This window comes from Acinetobacter minutum (assembly GCF_035916735.1).
Taxonomy (GTDB): domain Bacteria; phylum Pseudomonadota; class Gammaproteobacteria; order Pseudomonadales; family Moraxellaceae; genus Acinetobacter.
The window spans coordinates 1-22,371 of the sequence record NZ_JAQIHG010000008.1 but is presented as its reverse complement, the minus strand read 5'-3'; the positions used below and the strand labels follow the sequence as shown (position 1 = coordinate 22,371).

The following is a 22,371-nucleotide window of genomic DNA, read 5'->3' as shown; positions in this document are numbered from 1 at the left end:
ATGCGTGTAGATATCTGGTCTGATGTGGTCTGTCCGTTCTGTTATATCGGCAAGAAACGTCTTGAAAAAGCGGCACAACAAGCCGGCATCGAACTTGAAATCCACTGGCACAGTTATGAACTTGATCCAGATGCACCAGAAAAACATGCGATCAGCAATACTGAACGACTGGCAGAGAAATATGGCCGCAGCCTGAGTGACATGCAGGAGATGCAGCAGCGCATTGCAGAGATGGCTGCCGAAGAAGGCATTGAATTTAACTGGCAACAAGCCAACTCGGGAAATACCTTTAATGCCCACCGCATTATTCACTTAGCACAGAGCAAAGGGCTAGGCCATCAGGCACAAGAGGCTTTTTTCTATAGCTATATGACCCAAGGCTTACCGATTGGGGAGCGTGAAACGGTTGAAGATGTGGCAGCGCGAATTGGTCTCGATGCCGCTGAAGTCGAATATGTGCTGGATACCGATCTGTTTGCCGATTTTGTGCGTCATGATGAACAAATTGCCAAAGAACAACTTAAGGTCAATGGCGTTCCATTCTTCGTTTTTGACCAGCGCGTTGCCCTATCAGGCGCTCAGCCGTTAGAAGTTTTCACCGAAGTACTCAGCAAGGTTCAACATGATCTGGAACATGCTGCGGTCAGCACAGAGGGGGCTGCACAATGTGAAACTGATAACTGTGAACTGCCTGAGATATAAACTATTTCGAGTGGCATAAAGCGATTAGGCATAAAAAAATCCCCATCTGAGATGGGGGTTTTTTGGCGTTAAGAAAGCTTATTCAACGACAAAAGTTACTTTTAAATTCACTCGGTATTCAACGATAGCATTGTCTTTAATCACGATATTCTGCTCATTAATCCAAGCGCCTTGAACGTTTTGTACCGTTTCAGTCACCTTGGCAATACCACTCTGAATCGCATCTTCAAAACTACGGTTACTGGTCGCTGTTATTTCCAAAACTTTTGCAATCGACATAAGTTTACCCTCAGATGATTTTATTGTTTTTCTAAGTTAACGCCACTTTTAAGGAAAAACCTGAAAATTAAATAACGCTCACCAGAGTCATACACAACCCTGCTTATTCCTTGCAAACAGCAATATCTTCAATTTATACCTATACTGGCCCGACAGACCATTAATTAAAAATATTTATATATTTAAATAACTTAAAAAATGAAAAATCTAGCGTGTGATTTAATCATGCTGAAATAAAACTACAGAAAGCGGCGAAAAGTTACTAAAAATCTGCCCAGAATTACAGCCTCACTACATCCAGCAGAATAAATCCCTTTAGCATAATGAAATTGTTTTTTTTGACAGAGAGAGAATCCTTATGTCTACACTTGACCATCAAACACCCCAGCAGGATACAACTGAAGTCAGTAATGAAAATGCCGAAAACACCTTGGCTGCAACAGATATGACAAAGCAAAGCATGAAACAACAGGCGCTCAGTACACTCAATGCCTTACCGATCTCACCAACCATGACCGGTGTACTGGTCGGTGCGGTAGCAGGGCGTATTCTCCCTGTATTCGGTACATTTAGCGGTGCACTGTTGGGCGGGATTGCAGGTAACTGGTATCAACGTAAATGTAAATCCACACATTCATCCTACAGTCACTAATCCCTGACCTGTGTTGCTGGAAATTATTTTCTAACAGCACAGGACAGCATTCCTCAAAACGATGAGTCCTCACCTGACCTGTGTTACATAATTGTAAAGATTGCTTAATCACCCATCATTCAACAGAAAACGGCGTATTTTTACACAGTTTTTCAATCAGCACAGGTCTACACTTGATTTCAGCTGAGGCCTATTTAATTTTTCTTCAGCTTCATTTAATAAGAAACGGTAAAAGATCATGACAGTAGTGAAAAGTGTTTTATCTGTGGCAGTCCTTGCAAGTTCTGGTTATGCGCTGGCTGAACCTGGAAAAACACATCAACATAAAATGACAGCCTCGACCATGCAAAATATGATGCAAGCGCCTGCTCATGCAGAAGCAGCACAATTGGAAGCGAGCCAAAAAGCGCAAATGGCCAAACAGCACGGTCAAGAGCGAGCTCAACTGGCTCATGAAAATGCGGAAATGAAAAAACAGGCTGCTGAGTTGAAAGTGGAAACTGCACAACAACAAGTCCCTCAAGTACCCGCGCAGCTTAGCGTAGCCAAAGAAAAATTAGCGGCCTCGACAGCACCCGCTCAACAGGAGGCTGTAACCATCGAGAATAAGATTGAGCACACTCCTGCTCAAGCCAAAACTGAATTACAACCACAAGCGTCTCAAGCAGAAGTTAAAAAAGAGAAAAAAGGCTGGTTTAACTGGTTCAAAAAATCAGCTTAACTCAATCGCCTTGGAAAGGCCTCAGATCGGTGAGGTCTTTCCACAATACCGTTTAAGATCATTCCTTCCTTTCACATTCCGAATGCACCTATTGGCACACTAAGACTCTGATCTTTAATACCATTGTAAAAACATCGCAGTAAAGAAGATCAGTTCACTGATTACGATAAGATCAAATAGGGAATTTTCTTTCCTTTCATTTCACTTTGTACTTGACCCTATAAACTTGTTTCCCATAGAAATGCAGAAAAATCCAAATCTGCTGATATTTTTTAGGGAACTTATCCATTACAAAACTCTATACCAAGCGATCAAATTCACATATCTTGTATCTAGTAAATAGAGAATTCATCTTCATTTTAAAAACTGTTTTAAATTCAAACGAGATGATACTTTATGCCAATCACCTTACTCAAAAAACCAAAACCATCTCACAAAATAACCATAAAATAACGATCAATCCACGATAGCATTCAACCTTTTATCAACCTCTTCCTCAGTTAAATGACGACTCTTGCCCATGCAAATCGAGGCTAAAACCTTATAATCAATAAACGCACAAAATAAGTCACATGAAGGTTTTAGCAGCATGCAACAACTTCAGGCGATTATCCAAGGTCAGCTGCCTCCTCTACAGGCCGATCTCGAACATTTAATAACGCTCGCAGAGCAGCATCCACAGCCTGCTTCAAGTGAATTTAAATTACTAGAGATGGTTCTTAATATTGTATTGGCCAGTTATCTAGAACAAGCACTTGAGTATGTATAAGAGAAATGCATGAGCCTGATTGAAAAAGCCAAACTTATTCAGGAAGTTCAACAACTCACCCAGATTTTGCAACAGCCCTCATTGACGTTATTTGAGCGGGCTAAGGTAACACAGCGCCTAAAAAATATTTTTCAATCCTGTGATCCTTGCATTTTCCAGAAACAGCAACAGGCCCTGAAAGAGCGCTTATCTCCAGATCAGGCTTTGCAGGAGTATCTCCTCAATAGCCATTTTCAACTCAGTTTTTGTGGCCGTTTCAATACCCCCGATGAATTACAACAACAACTGAAAACTGCCAGTGCTCCACGTTGGGGGCTGAGTTATCATAAAAAATCCGGTTGGCTCATCGCATTCGCTCATCCAGAAAGTGAACAGACCCGATCTTTTAGCGCATCGAGTTTGGCAGAATGCTTCAAATGGCTGGAGCAAAATGTACAAGATGGTCTGATACTACCCGATGAACAACTCACCCCCATCGTTCCTGTTCTGGAAATTAACGAGCCATCCACCGCATTCCCAACAATTTCCGCCTCACTGAGCCAGACTGCTGAACAAGCATTCGCTTTACCCACCGAAATTAATACAGCATCCACACCTATACAACGTGAACCGACTCCCCCTACTGTAACGCCTATACTCAGCAAGCCTAAAACTGTGCCAAAGCGTTTATTGCTTGATGGCTTACACGTTCAGGTCCAGCAGTTAAAATTAGGAACTCAAACATCCGAACAGTTGTATCAATTAGACTGCCAACCTACTGATTGTTCAGCTTTCTTACGCCTCTACAGCTGCCACTATGAAAGTGAACAACTGACACAGAATCCAATATATGTCGGAGAACAAATCAATAAAAAAGGACAATTTGTTGCTTATCTCGTTCTACTGGGTGCACAAAGCCAAGTGCAAGCCTTACGTTTACTGAACCAGCTCAGTCACCATCAACGCCATGAACTAATCTCCTGCAAAACGCTCGATTGGTCAGGAATTCGCCATTCATTAAATAATATCGATGCTGTATTTGAGCAATATAGTTCAGAAGATAAATTTTTATGGCAACGTGAACAGTATCAAGGCTATGTTCCTGTCACCGCATTACACACCCATAAATTTATTGCCTTTGATGAAATGCCAGCGAGTGCAGAAACCCCATTAATCCTCCTCAAAGAGCGACAAAAGATTCGAGTGGTACATGGTCTGTCACGTTTGCAGTCTTTCCCTGAACAAATCTTTGTACCGTATCTCATGTTAGATCGTCAGTCCGGAATTTCTTGGCAACTGATCCAACAGGCCTTACAGGAGTTGTCAACGCCCGTTCAAGCTGAAGTCTTGTTCAACAGTATCATGCAGCGTTCAAAGGGTACAAATCAGATAAAAAGTGCTTAAATTTGTTGTTAGCTCTTGATTTCAGGGAAGGAATCAACAACAGTTATAGACAACAAGACAGATAATAAAGATTACAGCATGATGAAAAAAACATTACGATTTGTGCCTCAGGGAATTTTATGCACATTACTTGGCGTATTGAGTCCGGTTGCCTTGGCTGAACAGGTACTCAGCTACGCCAGCCCTTCCCCTGTACCAGCGAATACCGATACAAACCTAGAACCGCACCATCAGAGCAACCATTTGCTCGACCGTATTCCACGCTGGATTGATGCCACGCCAACCATTCTGCCACCCGAGTCAGCCCAGAATATTGTGCCACCAACAATAGAAACAGAAAATCAAACCTGGTTTGACCAAAAACAACAAGGCATCCGGCACTGGGCAGATGACACAGCACATAAAATTGATGGCTGGTTTGGAGAATCTGACCCCAACAAACCTGGGACAGCGAGCTTAAGGGTAATTCTGGATAACCGCTGGAATAAATATGATGACTACGAAATCAAGCCAAGGATCCGCGGCAAAATCAAATTACCGACCCTAGAGCGCCAGCTTAGTCTGGTCTTTGGTGATGACTCTCTCGACAACGAACTGAGCAATAACGTTGCGATTACCAATGAAAATCGTAGCAAAGAAACGGATAAAGTCATTGATGAGAAACGCAGCCGCGAAGAAAACAGTTCCTTTGCATTGCGCTGGTCTGAATTTTCCTCGCGTTTACCTTTCCAAACCGAACTCGACTTGGGTTTACGCTCCGGCGATGATCTCTACGTACGAGCCAAAGCCTCGAAAGAGTGGCCATTACGCAATGATTTCACATTTTATGCTGAACAAATTTACCGGTACGGCATCGACAGTGAAAATTACCTGAGAACCAACCTGCAACTGGTTCATGCTCATCCAAACCAGGCAATTCTCGCCAACCAGTTTGATCTGACTTATGCAGATGAACAAGAGGACGATCTGACATGGGACAACCGTACTTTCCGTCAACACCAGTTTTTTGCAGGTAACCGTTTTAACTATGGGCTGTATACCGGTGGTTTTTATAATAACAGTGATTTGCGCCTGAACAGTTGGGGGCCATTTGTCTCCTGGCGGCAGCCTTTGTGGCGTGAATGGTTCTATGTCCAAGGGGATCTTAACTATTTCAATGATCATCGGGAAGACCGCGATCATTACTTAAGTGCCCTGCTACGCCTTGAAGCTCTATTTTAAATAGTCATAAAAAAACCCTGAATATTCAGGGTTTTTTATTCTCGGAAAATTATTTTAACAATAGGCTATTAATACGTTTCACATAAGCAGCAGGATCTTCTGGTAGCCCCCCTTCAGCAATCACCGCCTGATCAAAAATCACATTGGCCAAGTCATCAAACTGCTCCGAGCCTTCCAGTTTTTTCACCAATGGATGCTCTGGGTTAATTTCCAGAATTGGTTTACTTTCCGGCACAGCTTGGCCCGCTTGCTTTAACATACGGATTAATTGTGGGGACAACTCACCCTCTCCTGTCACTAGACAGGCAGGCGAATCAACCAGACGCGTCGTAACACGAACTTGTTGAGTTTTGTCTTTTAACGCGCTACTCAATTGTTCAACGACGGGCTTGAATTGTTCAGCAGCTTGCTCAAGGGCTTTTTTCTCTTCGGCATCTTGCAGATCACCCAAATCTACAGCACCTTTAGAAACGTTCTGTAACGGTGTACCATCAAATTCATGCACGAAATTCATCGCCCACTCATCCACACGGTCTGCCATTAACAGGACTTCAATCCCTTTTTTCTTGAAGAGTTCAAGCTGCGGAGAATTTTTCGCTGCCGCCAGACTTTCAGCTGTCACATAATAAATCGCCTTTTGTCCTTCTTTCATGCGAGCCTTATACTCGGCAAAAGAAGTAGCTACATCGTCATGGGTTGAAGTCGCGAAACGTAACAGCTTCAATATACGCTCACGGTTGGCAAAGTCTTCGCCCAAGCCTTCTTTCAGAACGGCACCGAACTCCTGATAGAACTGCTTGAATTTTTCCTGCTCTTTTTCATCTTCCGATTTTGCCAATCCATCCAACAAATTCAGAATACGACGTGTGTTGCCTTCACGGATGGTTTTCACATCACGGCTTTCCTGCAATAACTCACGGCTCACGTTGAGCGGAAGGTCTGCACTATCCACCACACCCTGAACGAAACGCAAATAATTCGGAATCAAATTATCCGCATCATCCATAATGAACACGCGTTTTACATATAACTTGATACCAGCTTTCGCTTCACGGGTAAAAATGTCATGCGGAGCTTTGGCTGGAATATAAAGTAGCTGGGTATACTCGGTACTGCCTTCTACACGATTATGTGTCCAAGCCAATGGCGCTTCAAAGGCATGGCTGAGATTTTTATAGAATTCAGTATATTGGTCTTCACTAATCTCGTTTTTATTGCGTGTCCATAAAGCACTCGCGGAGTTAATGGTTTCCCATTCATCCGTCTTAACCATCTGGCCGCCTTTTGACTCTTCACCCTCAGCGGCTTCGTCTTCCTGCCAGACTTCTTTTTGCATCTGGATTGGCAAGCTAATGTGGTCAGAATATTTATTAATAATCTGTTTAACTTTCCACGATTCGAGATAATCAAGCGCATCTTCACGCAAATGTAGGATAATGTCCGTACCACGAGAAGCTTTCTGAATTTTTTCAACCTCAAATGCGCCCGTTCCACCGCTAATCCAGCGTACAGCTTCATCGGTTGCTAAACCGGCGCGACGGGATTCAACGGTAATTTTATCTGCCACAATAAAGCCAGAATAAAACCCTACCCCGAATTGACCGATCAGTTGGGCATCGGATTTTTGATCACCAGTCAATTTGGACATAAAGTCTTTAGTTCCTGATTTGGCGATCGTTCCTAAATTATCAATGGCTTCTTGTTGACTCAAACCAATCCCGTTATCAGAAATGGTCAATGTTTTTTGTTCTTTATCCAGCGAGATGCGCACATGCAAATCTGCATCATTTTCATAATATTCTGGATGGTTAATGCCTTCAAAGCGCAATTTATCACAGGCATCCGAAGCATTCGATACCAGCTCACGCAAGAAAATTTCAGGATTAGAATAAAGAGAATGGGTCACCAAATGTAGAAGCTGAGCCACTTCCGCTTGGAAGTTATAATGTTGTGTATTGCTCTGCCCACTCATAGATCACTCCTTAACATTCACAGGTCGTATTTATTCGATGCCTTATGAAATGGAGGAGCTGTTAAATTTTTCAATCCTAAAAAATAAATTTTTTATTTTTGTTTTTACTTTCATTGCCCATCAAAATGGGCCCTGCTGATAAATACGATTCATATGAAGTTCTAAAGCTTGCTGACGTAACAAATATTGACGTTGCAAACAGCGAAATGAACCCTGACATTGATTACGCAAATGCAGCCACTTCACTTGTTCTTCCTGAATAATGTTACGGTTTCCCATGGGAACCAGACGGATCAGAATTTGATAAGTGGTTGCCATTTTCACATCTGCATCATTCAAGCTACGGTTTGCACAGATCTTCACTTCAGTTTTGGTTTTAGCCAATTCACAGCGAAAACTGGCCGCCTGTGCCTGAGTGAATATTCCTATATTACTCAGCAGGAATATACAAATTATCCATCTTGGCATTTTTATCTTCATTTTATTAAATACGGTCTACTGAGCGTAGCGAGGACTTATTTTAATTACCAGGCCATTTTTAAAGTTTGTTAAATGAAAGAATGTAACTTTTTAATATTCAGTTCAATAAAAAAGCCCCATTGTTCTTCCAATGGGGCTGCGCAATTTTTCTTATCTTAATTATGATGATTTTTATTATTGGTTATTAGAACTTGTAGCTATAACCAACGGTATAAACCCATGGATTTACTTCTAATTCACCCAAGTTAGCACCATTTACTTCTACATCTGTTGCGATGTCAGCATAGCGAACATCAGCATACACACCCCAATTTTTCGCATCTGCTGGTTGGAATGAGAAGCCTACCTGACCCGCTACACCATAAGCATTATCCACTTTAAGATCAGCACCACTATCTAATTGTTCATCAAATGGAATCACAGCTGTTGCACCAACGCCAATATAAGGTGTAAAACGGCTCGTATTTTTAAAATTATATTTAACTGTCAATGTTGGTGGTAAGTGTTTGAAAGAGCCAATTTTTGTACCTTGAGTTTCAATCTCATGCTTATATGGTGCAGCCAACAAAAGCTCAGCAGAAAATGGTGTGTCCGCAAAGAAATATTCAATTGCTGGCGTAAAACCAATTTCATTAGTTGCTGATACATCATTAAGACCACCAGCCAAATCACTTTCACCAGATGGAGCGATTGCACTCGCACCTACTTTAACTTGCCAACCACCCGCAAAAGTGGCAGAAGAAAGACCTAATAATGTAATAACCGCAGCTTGCTTTAACATAATAAACACCCCTTTAATTCATACCATTAATAAAAACATGGGTTTCAATTTTAGGCAATACTTATTAATAACTTATTTAATAAAATATTTTTAATACATTGTTTTATATAAATATTTATTTTAAATAGACCAATACGGTTGGTTTTAAATTCCAACCAAGTTAATCAAGTTTAATTATTATTAATCCGAGTGATTTAATATGATTTATTGACCAGAATACATTATAAAATTACTTCTTTTTTATTAAGAATAAATTAAATAAACTATACTAATGAGACAAATTTTCGAAAAATAAGGGATATTTATATCACAAAAATTAAACAGGTTCTTTTCTATGGTTTTTTATCTATCCTAAGAATAAAAAAAGCGCCTGATTCGGCGCCTTTTGTAAAAGGAAATTATTTTTTCTCTTGGATGGCTGCACCTGCACCTCCACCAATCGCACCACCAATTGCAGCCCCAGCATTCCCCCCAATGACGGCCTCACCCACAATCGCCCCAATTCCGGCACCGATTGCACTGCTCGTCGTCGTGGTCTTGCTACTACCTTGCGAATTGGCTCCCACACCGGCACCAACAGCTGCACCTACTGCACCACCTACTTTACCACCCACAGCATTTCCTGCACCACCACCAACAGCACCACCTAGTGCCGCTGCACCGATCCGTTGATCAGCCGTACTCATGCTTTCACAGCCAGTCAAAAGTAGACCTGATGTCATCATTATGCAGACGATCGTTAAAGACTTTTTCATGAAATATTCCCTCTTATTCTTTCCTCTCTTTAGCATAAGATTAAATGATGAAGTAATACGTAAGCATATGTAGCGAACTAGAGTAAATAGGGGCTAATTTTGTAAAAAGATAAGATCGTTCACAATAAAAAAGGAGCCCTTAGGCTCCTTTTTTGATCATTCGCTTAAACTTAGAATTGCTCTTGGTTTAAAGCTTGAGAAAAGGCTTGATCCACTTCAGAGAAGTCATTCACTAAAGCATGCTCTGCAGCTTCGGCTTCCTGACGACGACGCTCCAAGTGATAAGCAAGACCTGTACCCGCTGGAATCAAACGACCCACGACAACGTTCTCTTTCAAACCACGCAGGTCATCTTCTTTACCGGTTACAGCCGCTTCAGTTAACACACGCGTCGTTTCCTGGAACGATGCAGCAGAAATGAACGAGTCAGTAGAAAGCGATGCTTTGGTAATACCCATCAATTGACGTTCAAACTTCGCAGGGAACTTGTTCTGGGCAAGTACTGCTTGGTTTTCTTGAACTACGCGGATGTAATCCACTTGTTCGCCTTTGATAAAGCTTGTATCACCACCATCGGTAATTTCAACTTTACGCAACATTTGACGTACGATGACTTCAATGTGCTTGTCGTTGATTTTTACACCTTGCAGACGGTAAACGTCCTGAACTTCGTTCACGATGTAGTTGGTCAACGCCACTTCACCTTTCAGACGTAAAATGTCATGCGGGTTCTGTGGACCATCGGAAATGGTTTCACCACGGTTCACATGTTCACCTTCGAACACGTTGATGGTACGCCATTTCGGAATCAGTTCTTCATAGATCTCAGAACCATCATCCGGCGTAATTACCAAACGGTTCTTACCTTTGGTCTCTTTACCGAAGCTCACGATACCAGACACTTCTGCCAAGATCGCATGCTCTTTTGGTTTACGTGCTTCGAACAAGTCGGCAACACGTGGCAAACCACCGGTAATATCACGGGTACGTGAAGATTCTTGTGGTACACGACCAATAACGTCACCGACACCAATGGTTTCACCATCACGCACAGTCACAATCGTGTTCTGTGGCAAGAAGTAGAACTGTTCGCCACCATCTGCAGTATCCAACACAATCGCTGGACGCAAATCTTTGCCTGATGCAGGACGTGAAGTCACAGGCAAGATTTCAACGGTGGTCATACCTGTAGCATCATCAGTTTTCGATGTTGCAGTTACACCATCGGCAATTTGCGAGAAGCGGACTTTACCAGCAACTTCTGTAACCAATGGATGGGTATGCGGATCCCAAGTCGCAACAATTCCACCAGCTTCAACGGCTTCACCATCTTTGATGATGATGTTGGCACCATATGGAATCTTATAGCGTTCACGCTCACGGCCTAACTCATCGGCAATACCAATCTCGCCTGAACGAGAGGTTGAAACCAGATGACCTTTGGCGTGCTGTACGGTTTTCACATTATGGAAACGTACTGTACCTTTGTTACGTACTTGAATGCTATTCGCGGCAGAAGTTCGGCTCGCTGCACCACCCACGTGGAAGGTACGCATGGTTAACTGTGTACCTGGCTCACCGATCGATTGCGCTGCCATAACACCAACAGATTCGCCTGGGTTCACCAAGTGACCACGTGCCAAGTCACGACCGTAACATTTCGCACAGACACCGAAGCTAGATTCACAGCTTACGACTGAACGAACGCGAATTTCATCCACACCGGCCTCTTCAAGTTGAGAAGCGATCTTCTCATCAATCAAGGTATTACGAGGGAACAGAACTTCTTCTGTACCAGGACGTTTCACATCATCAGCAATCACACGACCCAATACGCGGTCACGTAATGGCTCAATCACGTCACCGCCTTGAATTAACGGCGTCATGACCAGGCCACCTAAAGTGCCACAATCCGGCTCAGTAATCACCAAGTCTTGTGCTACGTCAACCAGACGACGGGTCAAGTAACCTGAGTTCGCAGTTTTCAATGCGGTATCAGCCAAACCTTTACGCGCACCGTGTGTCGAAATGAAGTACTGAAGTACCGTCAAACCTTCACGGAAGTTCGCTTTAATTGGGGTTTCAATGATCGAGCCATCCGGCTTCGCCATCAAACCACGCATACCCGCCAACTGACGAATCTGTGCTGCACTACCACGCGCACCCGAATCCGACATCATGTAGATGCTGTTGAATGATTTTTGCTTCTCATCTTCACCCTGTTTGTTCTTCACAGTGGTGAAAGACAAGTTGTCCATCATCGCTTTAGCAACCTGGTCGTTGGTGCGTGCCCAGATATCGACCACTTTGTTATAACGTTCGCCGGCGGTTACGAAACCTTGTTCGAACTGTTGTTCGATTTCACGGACTTCGGCTTCAGCTTTATCGATAATCGTATGCTTAGCTGGTGGAATCACCATGTCTTCCATACCAACCGATACGCCTGAACGTGTTGCTTGACGGAAACCCAAGTACATCAATTGATCTGCGAAGATAACGGTATCTTTTAGACCCAATTTACGGTAGCAAGAGTTGATCAGTTTTGAGATGTTTTTCTTGGTCATCTCAAGGTTGATCTGTTCGAAGCTTAAACCTTGTGGCACAACTTCCCAAAGCAAGCAACGACCTGGTGTGGTATCGACAATAATCGTTTGATGTTCTTTTTCACCGTCGTCATTAATCACAGTTTGGTGAACACGTACTTTTACGCGGGCATGTAAATTTACCTGACCGGTTGCAAGAGCACGGTTCACTTCATGCGTATCCGCAAACACCATGCCTTCACCTTTGGCATTTACTGCATCACGGGTGATGTAGTAAAGACCCAAGACCACGTCCTGAGACGGTACGATGATTGGTTCACCGTTGGCTGGAGACAAAATGTTGTTGGTTGACATCATCAAGGCACGCGCTTCAAGCTGTGCTTCAAGGGTCAATGGTACGTGTACCGCCATTTGGTCACCGTCGAAGTCGGCGTTAAACGCAGCACAGACCAACGGATGCAAACGGATCGCTTTACCTTCGATCAGGATCGGTTCAAATGCTTGCAGACCCAAACGGTGCAGGGTTGGTGCACGGTTCAACATCACTGGATGCTGACGGATCACAGAAGCAAGAACGTCCCAAACTTCCGGCGTTTCACGCTCAACCATTTTCTTCGCAGCTTTAATGGTGGTTGCCTGGCCAGATGCTTGTAGTTTCGCAAAAATGAATGGCTTGAACAGTTCAAGAGCCATTTTCTTCGGAAGACCACATTGGTGCAAACGTAAAGTTGGACCTACGGTAATCACTGAACGGCCAGAGTAATCGACACGCTTACCGAGCAAGTTCTGACGGAAACGACCTTGTTTACCTTTGATCATATCTGCCAAAGATTTTAATGGGCGTTTGTTCGAACCAGTAATCGCACGACCGCGACGACCGTTATCAAGCAAGGCATCGACAGATTCTTGCAACATACGTTTTTCGTTACGTACGATGATATCTGGCGCAGCCAAATCAAGAAGACGTTTCAAACGGTTGTTACGGTTGATCACACGACGGTAAAGGTCGTTCAGATCCGAAGTCGCGAAACGACCACCTTCAAGAGGAACCAACGGACGAAGATCTGGTGGAAGTACTGGCAGTACATTCATCACCATCCATTCTGGCTTGTTGTTCGACTCTTTGAACGCTTCCATCAATTTCAAGCGCTTAGAAGCTTTCTTGAGCTTGGTTTCAGACGTGGTTTGTGGGATTTCTTCACGTAGGCGTGCAATTTCCGCTTCAAGGTCGATGTCTTTCAACAAGTCTTGAACCGCTTCTGCACCCATTTTCGCGCTGAATTCGTCACCGTGTTCTTCTAACGCGTTGAAGTACTCTTCATCGGTTAAAAGCTGGTATTTCTCCATTGGCGTCATGCCAGGATCAGTCACGACGTATGATTCGAAATACAATACACGTTCGATATCACGTAGCGTCATATCCAGCAATAAACCGATACGGCTTGGCAGTGATTTCAAGAACCAGATGTGCGCGACTGGAGATGCAAGTTCAATGTGACCCATACGTTCACGACGAACTTTTGCCGTTGTGACTTCAACGCCACATTTCTCACAAATGACGCCTTTGTATTTCATACGCTTGTATTTACCACACAAGCATTCGTAATCTTTTACTGGACCAAAGATTTTGGCACAGAACAAACCGTCACGTTCCGGTTTGAAAGTACGGTAGTTAATGGTTTCCGGCTTTTTCACTTCACCGTGAGACCATGACTTAATCATTTCTGGTGACGCAAGACCAATACGGATACGGTCAAACTCAACGGGTACATGACCGTCTGAGTCCGTCTTTTTGCGCATGATATCGAGCAAGTCTTTCAATTTTTTTCTCCGTGTGTCGGGGAGCCTGGCTCACCCGACTGGGTCACAAATATTGTGTTTACCTGAAAATTCGTGAGGCTTAAGCCTTAATCACCATTTTTCAGTTCAATGTTGATACCTAAAGAACGGATCTCTTTGGTCAATACGTTGAACGATTCAGGCATGCCCGGATCCATATAATGGTTGCCATCTACAATGTTCTTATAGATGCGTGTACGTCCTTCGACGTCATCCGATTTCACTGTCAGCATTTCTTGTAGCGTGTACGCTGCACCATATGCTTCAAGTGCCCAAACCTCCATCTCACCGAAACGCTGACCACCGAACTGCGCTTTACCACCCAATGGTTGTTGCGTTACAAGCGAGTAAGAACCGGTAGAACGCGCATGCATCTTGTCATCAACCAAGTGGTTCAGTTTGAGCATGTACATGTAACCTACAGTTACAGGACGGTCAAATTTCTCACCGGTACGGCCATCATACAAGTCCATCTGACCTGTTTTTGAATAACCAGCCAGATCAAGCAATTCTTTAATTTGAGACTCTTCCGCACCATCGAATACAGGAGTTCCTAATGGAACGCCGGCACGCAAGTTACCTGAAAGTTTCAAGATTTCTTCATCAGTCAAGGTATCAAGCTGTTCCTGCTCACCACCAACCTTGTTGTAAATCTTGTCAAGGAATTCACGCAATTCAAGAATCGTACGCTGCTGTTTGAGCATCTTGTCGATTTGCTCACCCAAGCCTTTCGCTGCCAAGCCCAAGTGAGTTTCGAGAATCTGACCCACGTTCATACGCGATGGTACGCCGAGCGGGTTCAATACCACGTCTACTGGAACACCATTGGCATCATGCGGCATGTCTTCAACTGGCAGAATGTTAGATACAACACCCTTGTTACCGTGACGACCCGCCATCTTATCACCTGGCTGGATACGACGTTTAACGGCCAAGTAGACTTTCACAACTTTCAATACGCCCGTGGTGAGTTCATCACCAGTCGAAAGTTTGCGTTTCTTCTCGGCAAAACGCTCATCAATTTCTGCGCTCTTCTCTTTCAAGAACACTTGAATTTGTGACAAACGCTCAGCAATTGCTTCATCTACTGGCTGGATTTCAAGCAGATCAACCAACTCTAGACCTGACAATACGTCTTCAGACAATTTGTCACCACGTTTAGTACTACCACCACCATTCGAAACTTGGTTATTCAACAGGCGGATAATACGTTCACGTGCTGCTTCTTCGAAGATTTTGTATTCTTCTTTCAAGTCTTTGCGGTAAGCATCCAATTGCGCTTTTTCAATCGCCAATGCACGGTCATCTTTTTCCAGACCATCGCGCGTGAAGACTTGAACGTCAATGACTGTACCTTTAGTACCAGATGGAACACGTAAAGAAGAGTCTTTCACGTCTGCCGCTTTTTCACCGAAGATTGCACGAAGCAATTTTTCTTCAGGTGTTAATTGCGTTTCGCCTTTTGGTGTCACTTTACCGACAAGGATGTCCCCTGCAGTGACTTCAGCACCAATATAAACGATACCGGATTCATCCAGTTTAGACAGCGCAGCTTCACCAACGTTCGGAATATCCGCAGTAATTTCTTCAGCACCCAACTTGGTATCACGTGCAACACATGACAATTCTTGGATGTGAATCGATGTTAAACGGTCTTCCTGCAAGACACGCTCAGAGAGCAAGATCGAGTCTTCGTAGTTGTAACCGTTCCAGGTCATGAACGCAACGCGCATGTTTTGACCAAGCGCCAATTCACCACCATCGGTTGATGGACCATCGGCCAATACATCACCACGACCAACTTTATCACCCAGATTCACAAGAACTTTCTGGTTGATACAGGTGTTCTGGTTCGAACGTGTGTATTTGATCAGGTTATAGATATCTACACCGGCTTCGCCTGCGACCATTTCATCTTCATTCACACGAATCACCACACGTGATGCGTCAACGAATTCAATCGTACCGCCACGTTTCGCGATCACACACACGCCTGAGTCACGCGCAACATTGGCTTCCATACCAGTACCAACCAACGGTTTATCCGCGATCAGCGTTGGAACTGCCTGACGTTGCATGTTCGAACCCATCAATGCACGGTTCGCGTCATCGTGTTCAAGGAACGGAATAAGTGATGCAGCAACAGAAACGACCTGTTGTGCAGATACGTCCATATGCGTCACTTTTTCTGGTGGCATACGTACAAATTCACCTTGATGACGAACAGAAACGAATTCTTCAGTCAACTGACCTTCCGCACCAATTGCCGAGTCGGCCTGTGCAATCACAGTACCCACTTCTTCAATCGCAGATAGGTATTCAACTTCGTCTGTTACACGACCATCAACCACTTTACGATACGGTGTTTCCAAGAAACCGAAGTCGTTGGCTTTCGCATAAACAGAAAGCGAGTTGATCAAACCAATGTTTGGACCTTCAGGTGTTTCAATTGGACAGACACGACCATAGTGCGTCTGGTGTACGTCACGCACTTCGAAGCCCGCACGTTCACGCGTCAAACCACCTGGACCAAGTGCAGAAACACGACGCTTGTGCGTGATTTCAGACAATGGGTTGTTTTGGTCCATGAACTGAGATAACTGGCTTGAACCAAAGAATTCTTTGATCGCTGCAGCTACTGGTTTAGCATTGATCAAATCTTGTGGCGACAAGTTATCAGTTTCAGCTTGTGAAAGACGCTCTTTCACCGCACGTTCAACACGAACCAGACCTACACGGAATTGGTTTTCAGTCATTTCACCGACTGAACGGACACGACGGTTACCCAAGTGGTCGATATCGTCGACTTCACCTTTACCGTTACGGATCTCAACCAAAGTACGAAGTACATCGATGATGTCATCATGTGACAGGATGCCTTCAACTTCACGTGACTTCTGATCAGTACCAACTTCGTAAGGACGACCCAAACGACGGTTGAACTTCATACGACCGACTGGAGAAAGATCATAACGCTCAGAAGAGAAGAACAGGTTATTGAACAGGTTCTCTGCGGCTTCTTTGGTTGGTGGCTCGCCTGGACGCATCACTTTATAAATTTCGACCAGTGCTTCTTCACGACCAGAAGTTGTATCGGCACGTAAAGAATCCGCAACGAATGAACCACGGTCAATGTCATTGGTGAACAGGATGTTAAACTGTTTAACACCACCTTCAGCCAATTTCACCATGATCTCATGGCTCAATACGGTATTGGCTTCAATCACTGAACCATCACGTAATTCAACATTTTCTGCGACGATACGTTCGTACAGGTATTCATCAGGTACAGAAAGCTTCTGGATGCCCGCAGCTTCCATCTGACGTACGTGACGCGCATTAATACGTTTGCCTTGCTCAACAATCACTTTACCGTCATTGTCCGCAATGTCGAATTGCGCCATTTCGCCACGTAGACGCTCTGGAACGAGGTCAATCTGGTAGCTGCCCATATCCAAGTACACTGGCACTTTTTCGTAGAACAAATTCAGGATCTGTTCATTGTTATAGCCTAGCGCACGCAGGATCACGGTTGCCAATAATTTACGACGACGGTCAATACGTACATAAACCAGGTCTTTGGCATCAAATTCGAAGTCTAACCATGAGCCGCGATAAGGAATGATACGTGCTGAATACAACACTTTACCACTAGAGTGGGTCTTACCTTTGTCATGGTCAAAGAATACGCCTGGCGAACGGTGCAACTGAGATACGATTACACGCTCAGTACCGTTAATCACAAACGTACCGTTTTCGGTCATGAGTGGAATTTCACCCATGTACACTTCTTGCTCACGAACGTCTTTGATTGATTTTGTTTCGCGATCTTTAATGATCAAACGAATTTTAACGCGCATAGGTGCCGCATAAGTCGAACCGCGAAGGATACATTCGCGTACATCGAACTCAGGTTTACCTAGGCTATACTCAACAAATTCTAAAGCAGCATTGCCAGAATAACTTTCAATCGGAAAAACTGAACGAAATGCGGCTTGGAGACCGATATCTTCGCGGTTTTTTGGAGTTTTGCCATCTTGCAAGAAAGTTCTGTACGAGTCGACTTGAATCGCGAGCAGGTACGGAGCTTCCATGACTTGGGGCAATTTACCAAAATTCTTACGGATCCGTTTCTTTTCGGTATATGAGTATGCCATCTGGAGTCCTCGGAAAGTAAACTAAGCCGCCTGCAGAACGGACTTAGAAGGAATTACGCAGGCCGATATGGCCACCACTGTTTACAAATGCTGCAATTTTAGTGGTATAAAAACGCTTAACAATATTTTCACAGCAATAAAAATACTGGTAAACGTTTGATCTTTATTCATTTATTCTTGAATTTGACGATTATTTTATCGAACAAACAAAAATCGAGCCGATTATTGTAACGCAAAAAGGCTGATGACCCAAGAGCCATCAGCCATTTTATGGAGCCGATTAAAAAATCGACTCCTTAAAGAATTACTTAAGTGTAACTGTAGCACCAGCTTCTTCAAGTTTCTTCTTAAGTTCTTCGCCTTCTTCTTTAGAAACGCCTTCTTTAAGAACTTGTGGAGCACCTTCAACAAGATCTTTCGCTTCTTTAAGACCAAGGCCAGTTGCTTCACGAACTGCTTTAATTACAGCAACTTTGTTCGCGCCGAAAGAAGTCAACTCAACGTTGAATTCAGTTTGTTCTTCAGCAGCAGCAGCGCCAGCGCCTGGAGCAGCAGCAACAGCTACAGCAGCAGCAGATACGTTGAATTTCTCTTCGAAAGCAGAGATAAGTTCAACAAGCTCAAGAACAGTTTTTTCAGCAACTGCGTTTAGGATTTCTTCGTTAGTTAAAGCCATGAGAGTAACTCCAAATGGATATTGAATGGTGTGAAAGTAGATTTAAGCTTAAGCAGCTTCTGACTCGTTTTTCTCTTTGAGCGCTGTAATGAGGCGACCCAATTTCGAAATAGGAGCTTGAAGAACAGACGCAAGCATAGTAAGTGCTTTTTCTTGGTTCGGAAGATTCGCGATCACGCTAACGTCAGCACCTTCATAAACCTTGCCATCAAAGGCAGCAGCTTTAAGTTCAAATGCTTTGTTAGTTTTTGCAAATTCTTCGAACAAACGAGCAGCAGCGCCCATGTCGTCTTCAGAAGTCGAGAAAGCTAAGATTGTTGGGCCAACAAGGTTGTCGTTCAAGATATTGAATTGAGTATCTTGAAGAGCACGTTTAGCCAAAGTATTACGCACGATACGTGTAGTAACACCAAGCTTACGAGCTTCAACACGAAGAGCAGTTAATTGCTCAACAGTTAAACCTTGATAGTCAGCAACAACAGCAGCAAACGCTGTAGAAGCAACTTCAGCTACTTCAGCAACGATCTGTTTTTTGTCTTCGATAAGAAGAGCCATTGTAAAACCTCCTAACGGTGATTTATGTGCTTACGCGAAGCACACTCCCAATTCGTAAATCCATCACTGGACTTACACGCGGAGGAGGAATAAATCACACCACCGCGTCTACGCAGGCTGGAGTATTAAGAAGAATGTTATTCCGAAGAACAACATCCCTCGCCTGAGGTCTTTGACGCTGATAAATTTACATTTATCAATTCAAAGTCTGCCTAAGTTCGCAAAATACGACGGAGCGTTTCTTGCGTAAGTTTTAAAGCAGGGCTTTAAAACTCACTCAGGGCTTTAAAATTCTGTCTAAGTCGTGACTTAGTTAGAAACGTTGTTCACATCAACAGTCAGACCAGGGCCCATAGTTGAGCTCAAAGTGATCTTCTTGATGTAGACACCTTTAGAAGTTGCTGGCTTCAATTTTTTCAAATCAGCAATCAAAGTTTCAACGTTTTGACGAACAGCTTCAGCAGCAAAATCCACCTGACCGATCGCAGCATGGATAATACCTGCTTTGTCTACACGGTAACGTGCTTGACCCGCTTTCGCGTTTTTCACAGCGCCAGCAACGTCAGGAGTTACAGTACCCACTTTCGGGTTTGGCATTAAGCCACGTGGACCAAGGATCGTACCCAATTTACCTACAACGCGCATTGCGTCTGGAGCGGCGATCACAACATCAAAGTCAAGGTTGCCACCTTGGATGCTTTCAGCAAGGTCATCGAAACCAACGATGTCTGCACCAGCAGCTTTAGCCGCTTCAGCTTGCGCGCCTTGAGCAAATACTGCTACGCGTACAGTTTTACCTGTACCAGCAGGAAGAGTCGTAGCACCACGAACCACTTGGTCAGATTTACGTGGATCAACACCAAGATTTACTGCAATGTCCAAAGATTCTTTGAACTTAGCAGCAGGCAAGCTAGCAAGAACCTGTACAGCTTCTTCCAAAGTGTAAACTTTGTTTGCTTCTACAGCAGCAGCAATGGCTTTTTGACGTTTAGTTAACTTTGCCATGTCTTATAGCTCCACTTCCAAGCCCATAGAACGTGCAGAACCAGCGATGGTACGAACACGCGCGTCTAAATCAGCACCAGTTAAATCTGGTTCTTTAGTAGTCGCGATTTCTTCTAACTGAGCACGAGTCAACTTACCAACTTTAGTTTTGTTAGGTACAGATGAACCCTTTTGGATACCCGCAGCTTTCTTAAGAAGAATAGATGCAGGAGGAGTTTTCATGATGAATGTGAACGACTTGTCGTTGTACACAGTGATCACGACTGGAATTGGCAGACCTACTTCAAGTTTTTGTGTAGCAGCATTGAATTCTTTACAGAATGCCATGATGTTTACACCACGTTGACCTAATGCAGGACCAATCGGTGGAGATGGATTCGCTTTACCAGCTGGAACTTGCAGCTTGATATAGCCGTCAATCTTCTTAGCCATTTCAAATTACCTCTGGGTACAAACGCCGTTAGGCTCCCCAATCGTTCACGTAACAGTATTGTTACAATAACAATGCCCGATTAAATCGGGCGTTTTTCAACCAATTCAGATCAAATCGTTTTTTCGACTTGACGAAACTCCAGCTCAACCTGAGTTGGTCGGTTAAATACATTAATCGTCAACGTTAAACGCGACTTCTCGTATTGAACTTCTTCCACCACGCCTTTAAAGTCGGTGAATGGACCGTCAATTACAAGTAATTCTTCACCTGGTTCAAACATCGTCTTCGGACGAGGTGCTTCACCAGTATTGCGTACACGAGCAAGAATCGCATCTGCTTCTTTTTGCGTAATTGGTGCCGGTTTTTCTGCCGTACCACCAATAAAACCAAGCACTTTCGGACATTCTTTCACGATGTGCCAAGTTTCATCATTCATTTCCATTTCGACTAACACATAGCCTGGAAAGAATTTACGCTCAGACTTACGCTTCTTGCCATCCTTCATTTCTACCACTTCTTCGGTAGGAACAAGAACTTCACCAAAGCTATCGGCAACAGCGCTACGCTGGATTCGCTCATTCAGTGAACGCATCACCTGCTTTTCATAACCAGAATAGGCATGAATAATATACCAACGTTTCATAGCTCTTTTACCCGATAATTAGCTTAATCAACCAACCCAACGCGTAATCAAAACCCCACAATACCAGTGAGGCCACAACTACAACCAACAACACCTGCCAAGAGGTACTGACAGTTTCCTGTTTGGTTGGCCAAGTGACTCGACGCAGCTCGACTCGCGAATCTTTCAATAAACGCGAAAAGCCTTTGCCTTGATGGGTGGCGTATAATAAACCTAAAGCCACGATGATACAAGCCAAAATTACCCCAACGCGCACCCAAATATCATTTGCTGGTGCCCAGTACGCTGGTAAATGCTGATTCACCAAGGTTGCAGCAATTAATAATCCTAATGCAATCACCCAGAGCACAATATCTAAAGGCGAACTCGAACCAACAACTTCAGCAGGATTATTTCTTTGAGGGATAGGCGCTTCGCTTAATGCGTCACGCGATTTATCATTCGACATTTTTGTACTCGTCGTAGAATTCGCGACTTATTATAGGACAGTTCAGCCAGCATCAAGCTTTTTATTTAGAAAAAAAATGGCAGGCCAGGAGGGACTCGAACCCCCAACATTCGGTTTTGGAGACCGACGCTCTACCAATTGAACTACTGGCCTACAACACAAACCGAGAACTGTAGCTCCCGGTTTGCAACACAACTTATTATATTATGCAGTTACTTTCGCAACAACACCAGCACCTACAGTACGACCACCTTCGCGGATCGCAAAACGTAGACCTGGATCCATTGCGATTGGGTGGATCAATTCTACTGACATTTCAACGTTGTCACCTGGCATAACCATTTCAACGCCTTCTTT

General features: G+C 43.8%; 20 protein-coding genes and 1 tRNA gene. 6 read left to right on the top strand and 15 right to left on the bottom strand.

Annotated features, from left to right (window positions below):
- A complete protein-coding gene (locus PAE54_RS05080) occupies positions 1 to 702 on the top strand; it encodes a DsbA family oxidoreductase (RefSeq protein ID WP_326518668.1) in 702 nt (233 codons plus the stop codon).
- A gap of 78 nt (positions 703 to 780) precedes the next feature.
- On the opposite strand, the gene PAE54_RS05075 is transcribed toward PAE54_RS05080, so the two are convergent.
- The gene (locus PAE54_RS05075; RefSeq protein ID WP_273778258.1) at positions 781 to 981 is read right to left on the bottom strand and encodes a dodecin family protein; all 201 of its coding nucleotides are present in this window, start codon (positions 979 to 981) and stop codon (positions 781 to 783) included.
- Between the two features lie 358 nt (positions 982 to 1,339).
- Between PAE54_RS05075 and PAE54_RS05070 the strand changes: the two genes are divergently transcribed.
- From PAE54_RS05070 to PAE54_RS05050, 5 genes are all read left to right on the top strand, one after another.
- Positions 1,340 to 1,633, top strand: coding sequence for a hypothetical protein (locus PAE54_RS05070; protein WP_273778257.1), 294 nt, complete (start codon positions 1,340 to 1,342; stop codon positions 1,631 to 1,633).
- Positions 1,634 to 1,871: 238 nt separating this feature from the next.
- A complete protein-coding gene (locus PAE54_RS05065; RefSeq protein ID WP_326518667.1) occupies positions 1,872 to 2,354 on the top strand; it encodes a hypothetical protein in 483 nt (160 codons plus the stop codon).
- A gap of 589 nt (positions 2,355 to 2,943) precedes the next feature.
- Positions 2,944 to 3,123 carry a hypothetical protein gene (locus PAE54_RS05060; RefSeq protein ID WP_273778255.1) on the top strand — a complete coding sequence of 60 codons (180 nt, stop codon included), beginning with the start codon at positions 2,944 to 2,946 and terminating at the stop codon, positions 3,121 to 3,123.
- Positions 3,124 to 3,132: 9 nt separating this feature from the next.
- Positions 3,133 to 4,506 carry a hypothetical protein gene (locus PAE54_RS05055; protein WP_326518666.1) on the top strand — a complete coding sequence of 458 codons (1,374 nt, stop codon included), beginning with the start codon at positions 3,133 to 3,135 and terminating at the stop codon, positions 4,504 to 4,506.
- An 81-nt stretch (positions 4,507 to 4,587) separates the two neighbouring features.
- Positions 4,588 to 5,727: a hypothetical protein gene (locus PAE54_RS05050; RefSeq protein ID WP_442784380.1), complete on the top strand. Its 1,140-nt coding sequence runs from the start codon at positions 4,588 to 4,590 to the stop codon at positions 5,725 to 5,727.
- A 49-nt stretch (positions 5,728 to 5,776) separates the two neighbouring features.
- On the opposite strand, the gene htpG is transcribed toward PAE54_RS05050, so the two are convergent.
- The 14 genes from htpG to PAE54_RS04980 all read right to left on the bottom strand — a co-directional run.
- Positions 5,777 to 7,699: a molecular chaperone HtpG gene (htpG, locus tag PAE54_RS05045; RefSeq protein WP_326518665.1), complete on the bottom strand. Its 1,923-nt coding sequence runs from the start codon at positions 7,697 to 7,699 to the stop codon at positions 5,777 to 5,779.
- Between the two features lie 120 nt (positions 7,700 to 7,819).
- Positions 7,820 to 8,167, bottom strand: coding sequence for a lysozyme inhibitor LprI family protein (locus PAE54_RS05040; RefSeq protein ID WP_326518664.1), 348 nt, complete (start codon positions 8,165 to 8,167; stop codon positions 7,820 to 7,822).
- Between the two features lie 196 nt (positions 8,168 to 8,363).
- Positions 8,364 to 8,960, bottom strand: a complete 597-nt coding sequence (locus PAE54_RS05035; protein WP_326518663.1) for an OmpW/AlkL family protein — start codon at positions 8,958 to 8,960, stop codon at positions 8,364 to 8,366.
- A gap of 398 nt (positions 8,961 to 9,358) precedes the next feature.
- Positions 9,359 to 9,715, bottom strand: coding sequence for a YMGG-like glycine zipper-containing protein (locus PAE54_RS05030; RefSeq protein ID WP_326518662.1), 357 nt, complete (start codon positions 9,713 to 9,715; stop codon positions 9,359 to 9,361).
- A 170-nt stretch (positions 9,716 to 9,885) separates the two neighbouring features.
- Positions 9,886 to 14,079 carry a DNA-directed RNA polymerase subunit beta' gene (gene rpoC / locus PAE54_RS05025; protein WP_326518661.1) on the bottom strand — a complete coding sequence of 1,398 codons (4,194 nt, stop codon included), beginning with the start codon at positions 14,077 to 14,079 and terminating at the stop codon, positions 9,886 to 9,888.
- Positions 14,080 to 14,165: 86 nt separating this feature from the next.
- Positions 14,166 to 18,254: a DNA-directed RNA polymerase subunit beta gene (gene rpoB, locus PAE54_RS05020; protein WP_273778246.1), complete on the bottom strand. Its 4,089-nt coding sequence runs from the start codon at positions 18,252 to 18,254 to the stop codon at positions 14,166 to 14,168.
- Positions 18,255 to 18,558: 304 nt separating this feature from the next.
- Positions 18,559 to 18,930 carry a 50S ribosomal protein L7/L12 gene (gene rplL / locus PAE54_RS05015; protein ID WP_004985065.1) on the bottom strand — a complete coding sequence of 124 codons (372 nt, stop codon included), beginning with the start codon at positions 18,928 to 18,930 and terminating at the stop codon, positions 18,559 to 18,561.
- Between the two features lie 48 nt (positions 18,931 to 18,978).
- On the bottom strand, positions 18,979 to 19,485 hold the full coding sequence (rplJ, locus tag PAE54_RS05010) for a 50S ribosomal protein L10 (RefSeq protein ID WP_273778245.1): 507 nt from the start codon (positions 19,483 to 19,485) through the stop codon (positions 18,979 to 18,981).
- A gap of 309 nt (positions 19,486 to 19,794) precedes the next feature.
- Positions 19,795 to 20,490: a 50S ribosomal protein L1 gene (gene rplA / locus PAE54_RS05005; RefSeq protein WP_326518660.1), complete on the bottom strand. Its 696-nt coding sequence runs from the start codon at positions 20,488 to 20,490 to the stop codon at positions 19,795 to 19,797.
- A 3-nt stretch (positions 20,491 to 20,493) separates the two neighbouring features.
- Positions 20,494 to 20,922 carry a 50S ribosomal protein L11 gene (rplK, locus tag PAE54_RS05000; RefSeq protein WP_004637639.1) on the bottom strand — a complete coding sequence of 143 codons (429 nt, stop codon included), beginning with the start codon at positions 20,920 to 20,922 and terminating at the stop codon, positions 20,494 to 20,496.
- Positions 20,923 to 21,032: 110 nt separating this feature from the next.
- Positions 21,033 to 21,566, bottom strand: a complete 534-nt coding sequence (nusG, locus tag PAE54_RS04995; protein WP_011182015.1) for a transcription termination/antitermination protein NusG — start codon at positions 21,564 to 21,566, stop codon at positions 21,033 to 21,035.
- A gap of 7 nt (positions 21,567 to 21,573) precedes the next feature.
- Positions 21,574 to 22,014 carry a preprotein translocase subunit SecE gene (gene secE / locus PAE54_RS04990; RefSeq protein ID WP_273778243.1) on the bottom strand — a complete coding sequence of 147 codons (441 nt, stop codon included), beginning with the start codon at positions 22,012 to 22,014 and terminating at the stop codon, positions 21,574 to 21,576.
- 77 nt (positions 22,015 to 22,091) lie between these two features.
- A tRNA-Trp gene (locus PAE54_RS04985) sits at positions 22,092 to 22,167 on the bottom strand.
- A 51-nt stretch (positions 22,168 to 22,218) separates the two neighbouring features.
- Positions 22,219 to 22,371: EF-Tu C-terminal domain-related protein (locus tag PAE54_RS04980; protein ID WP_447270508.1), on the bottom strand; the 153-nt coding region annotated here is incomplete at its 5' end.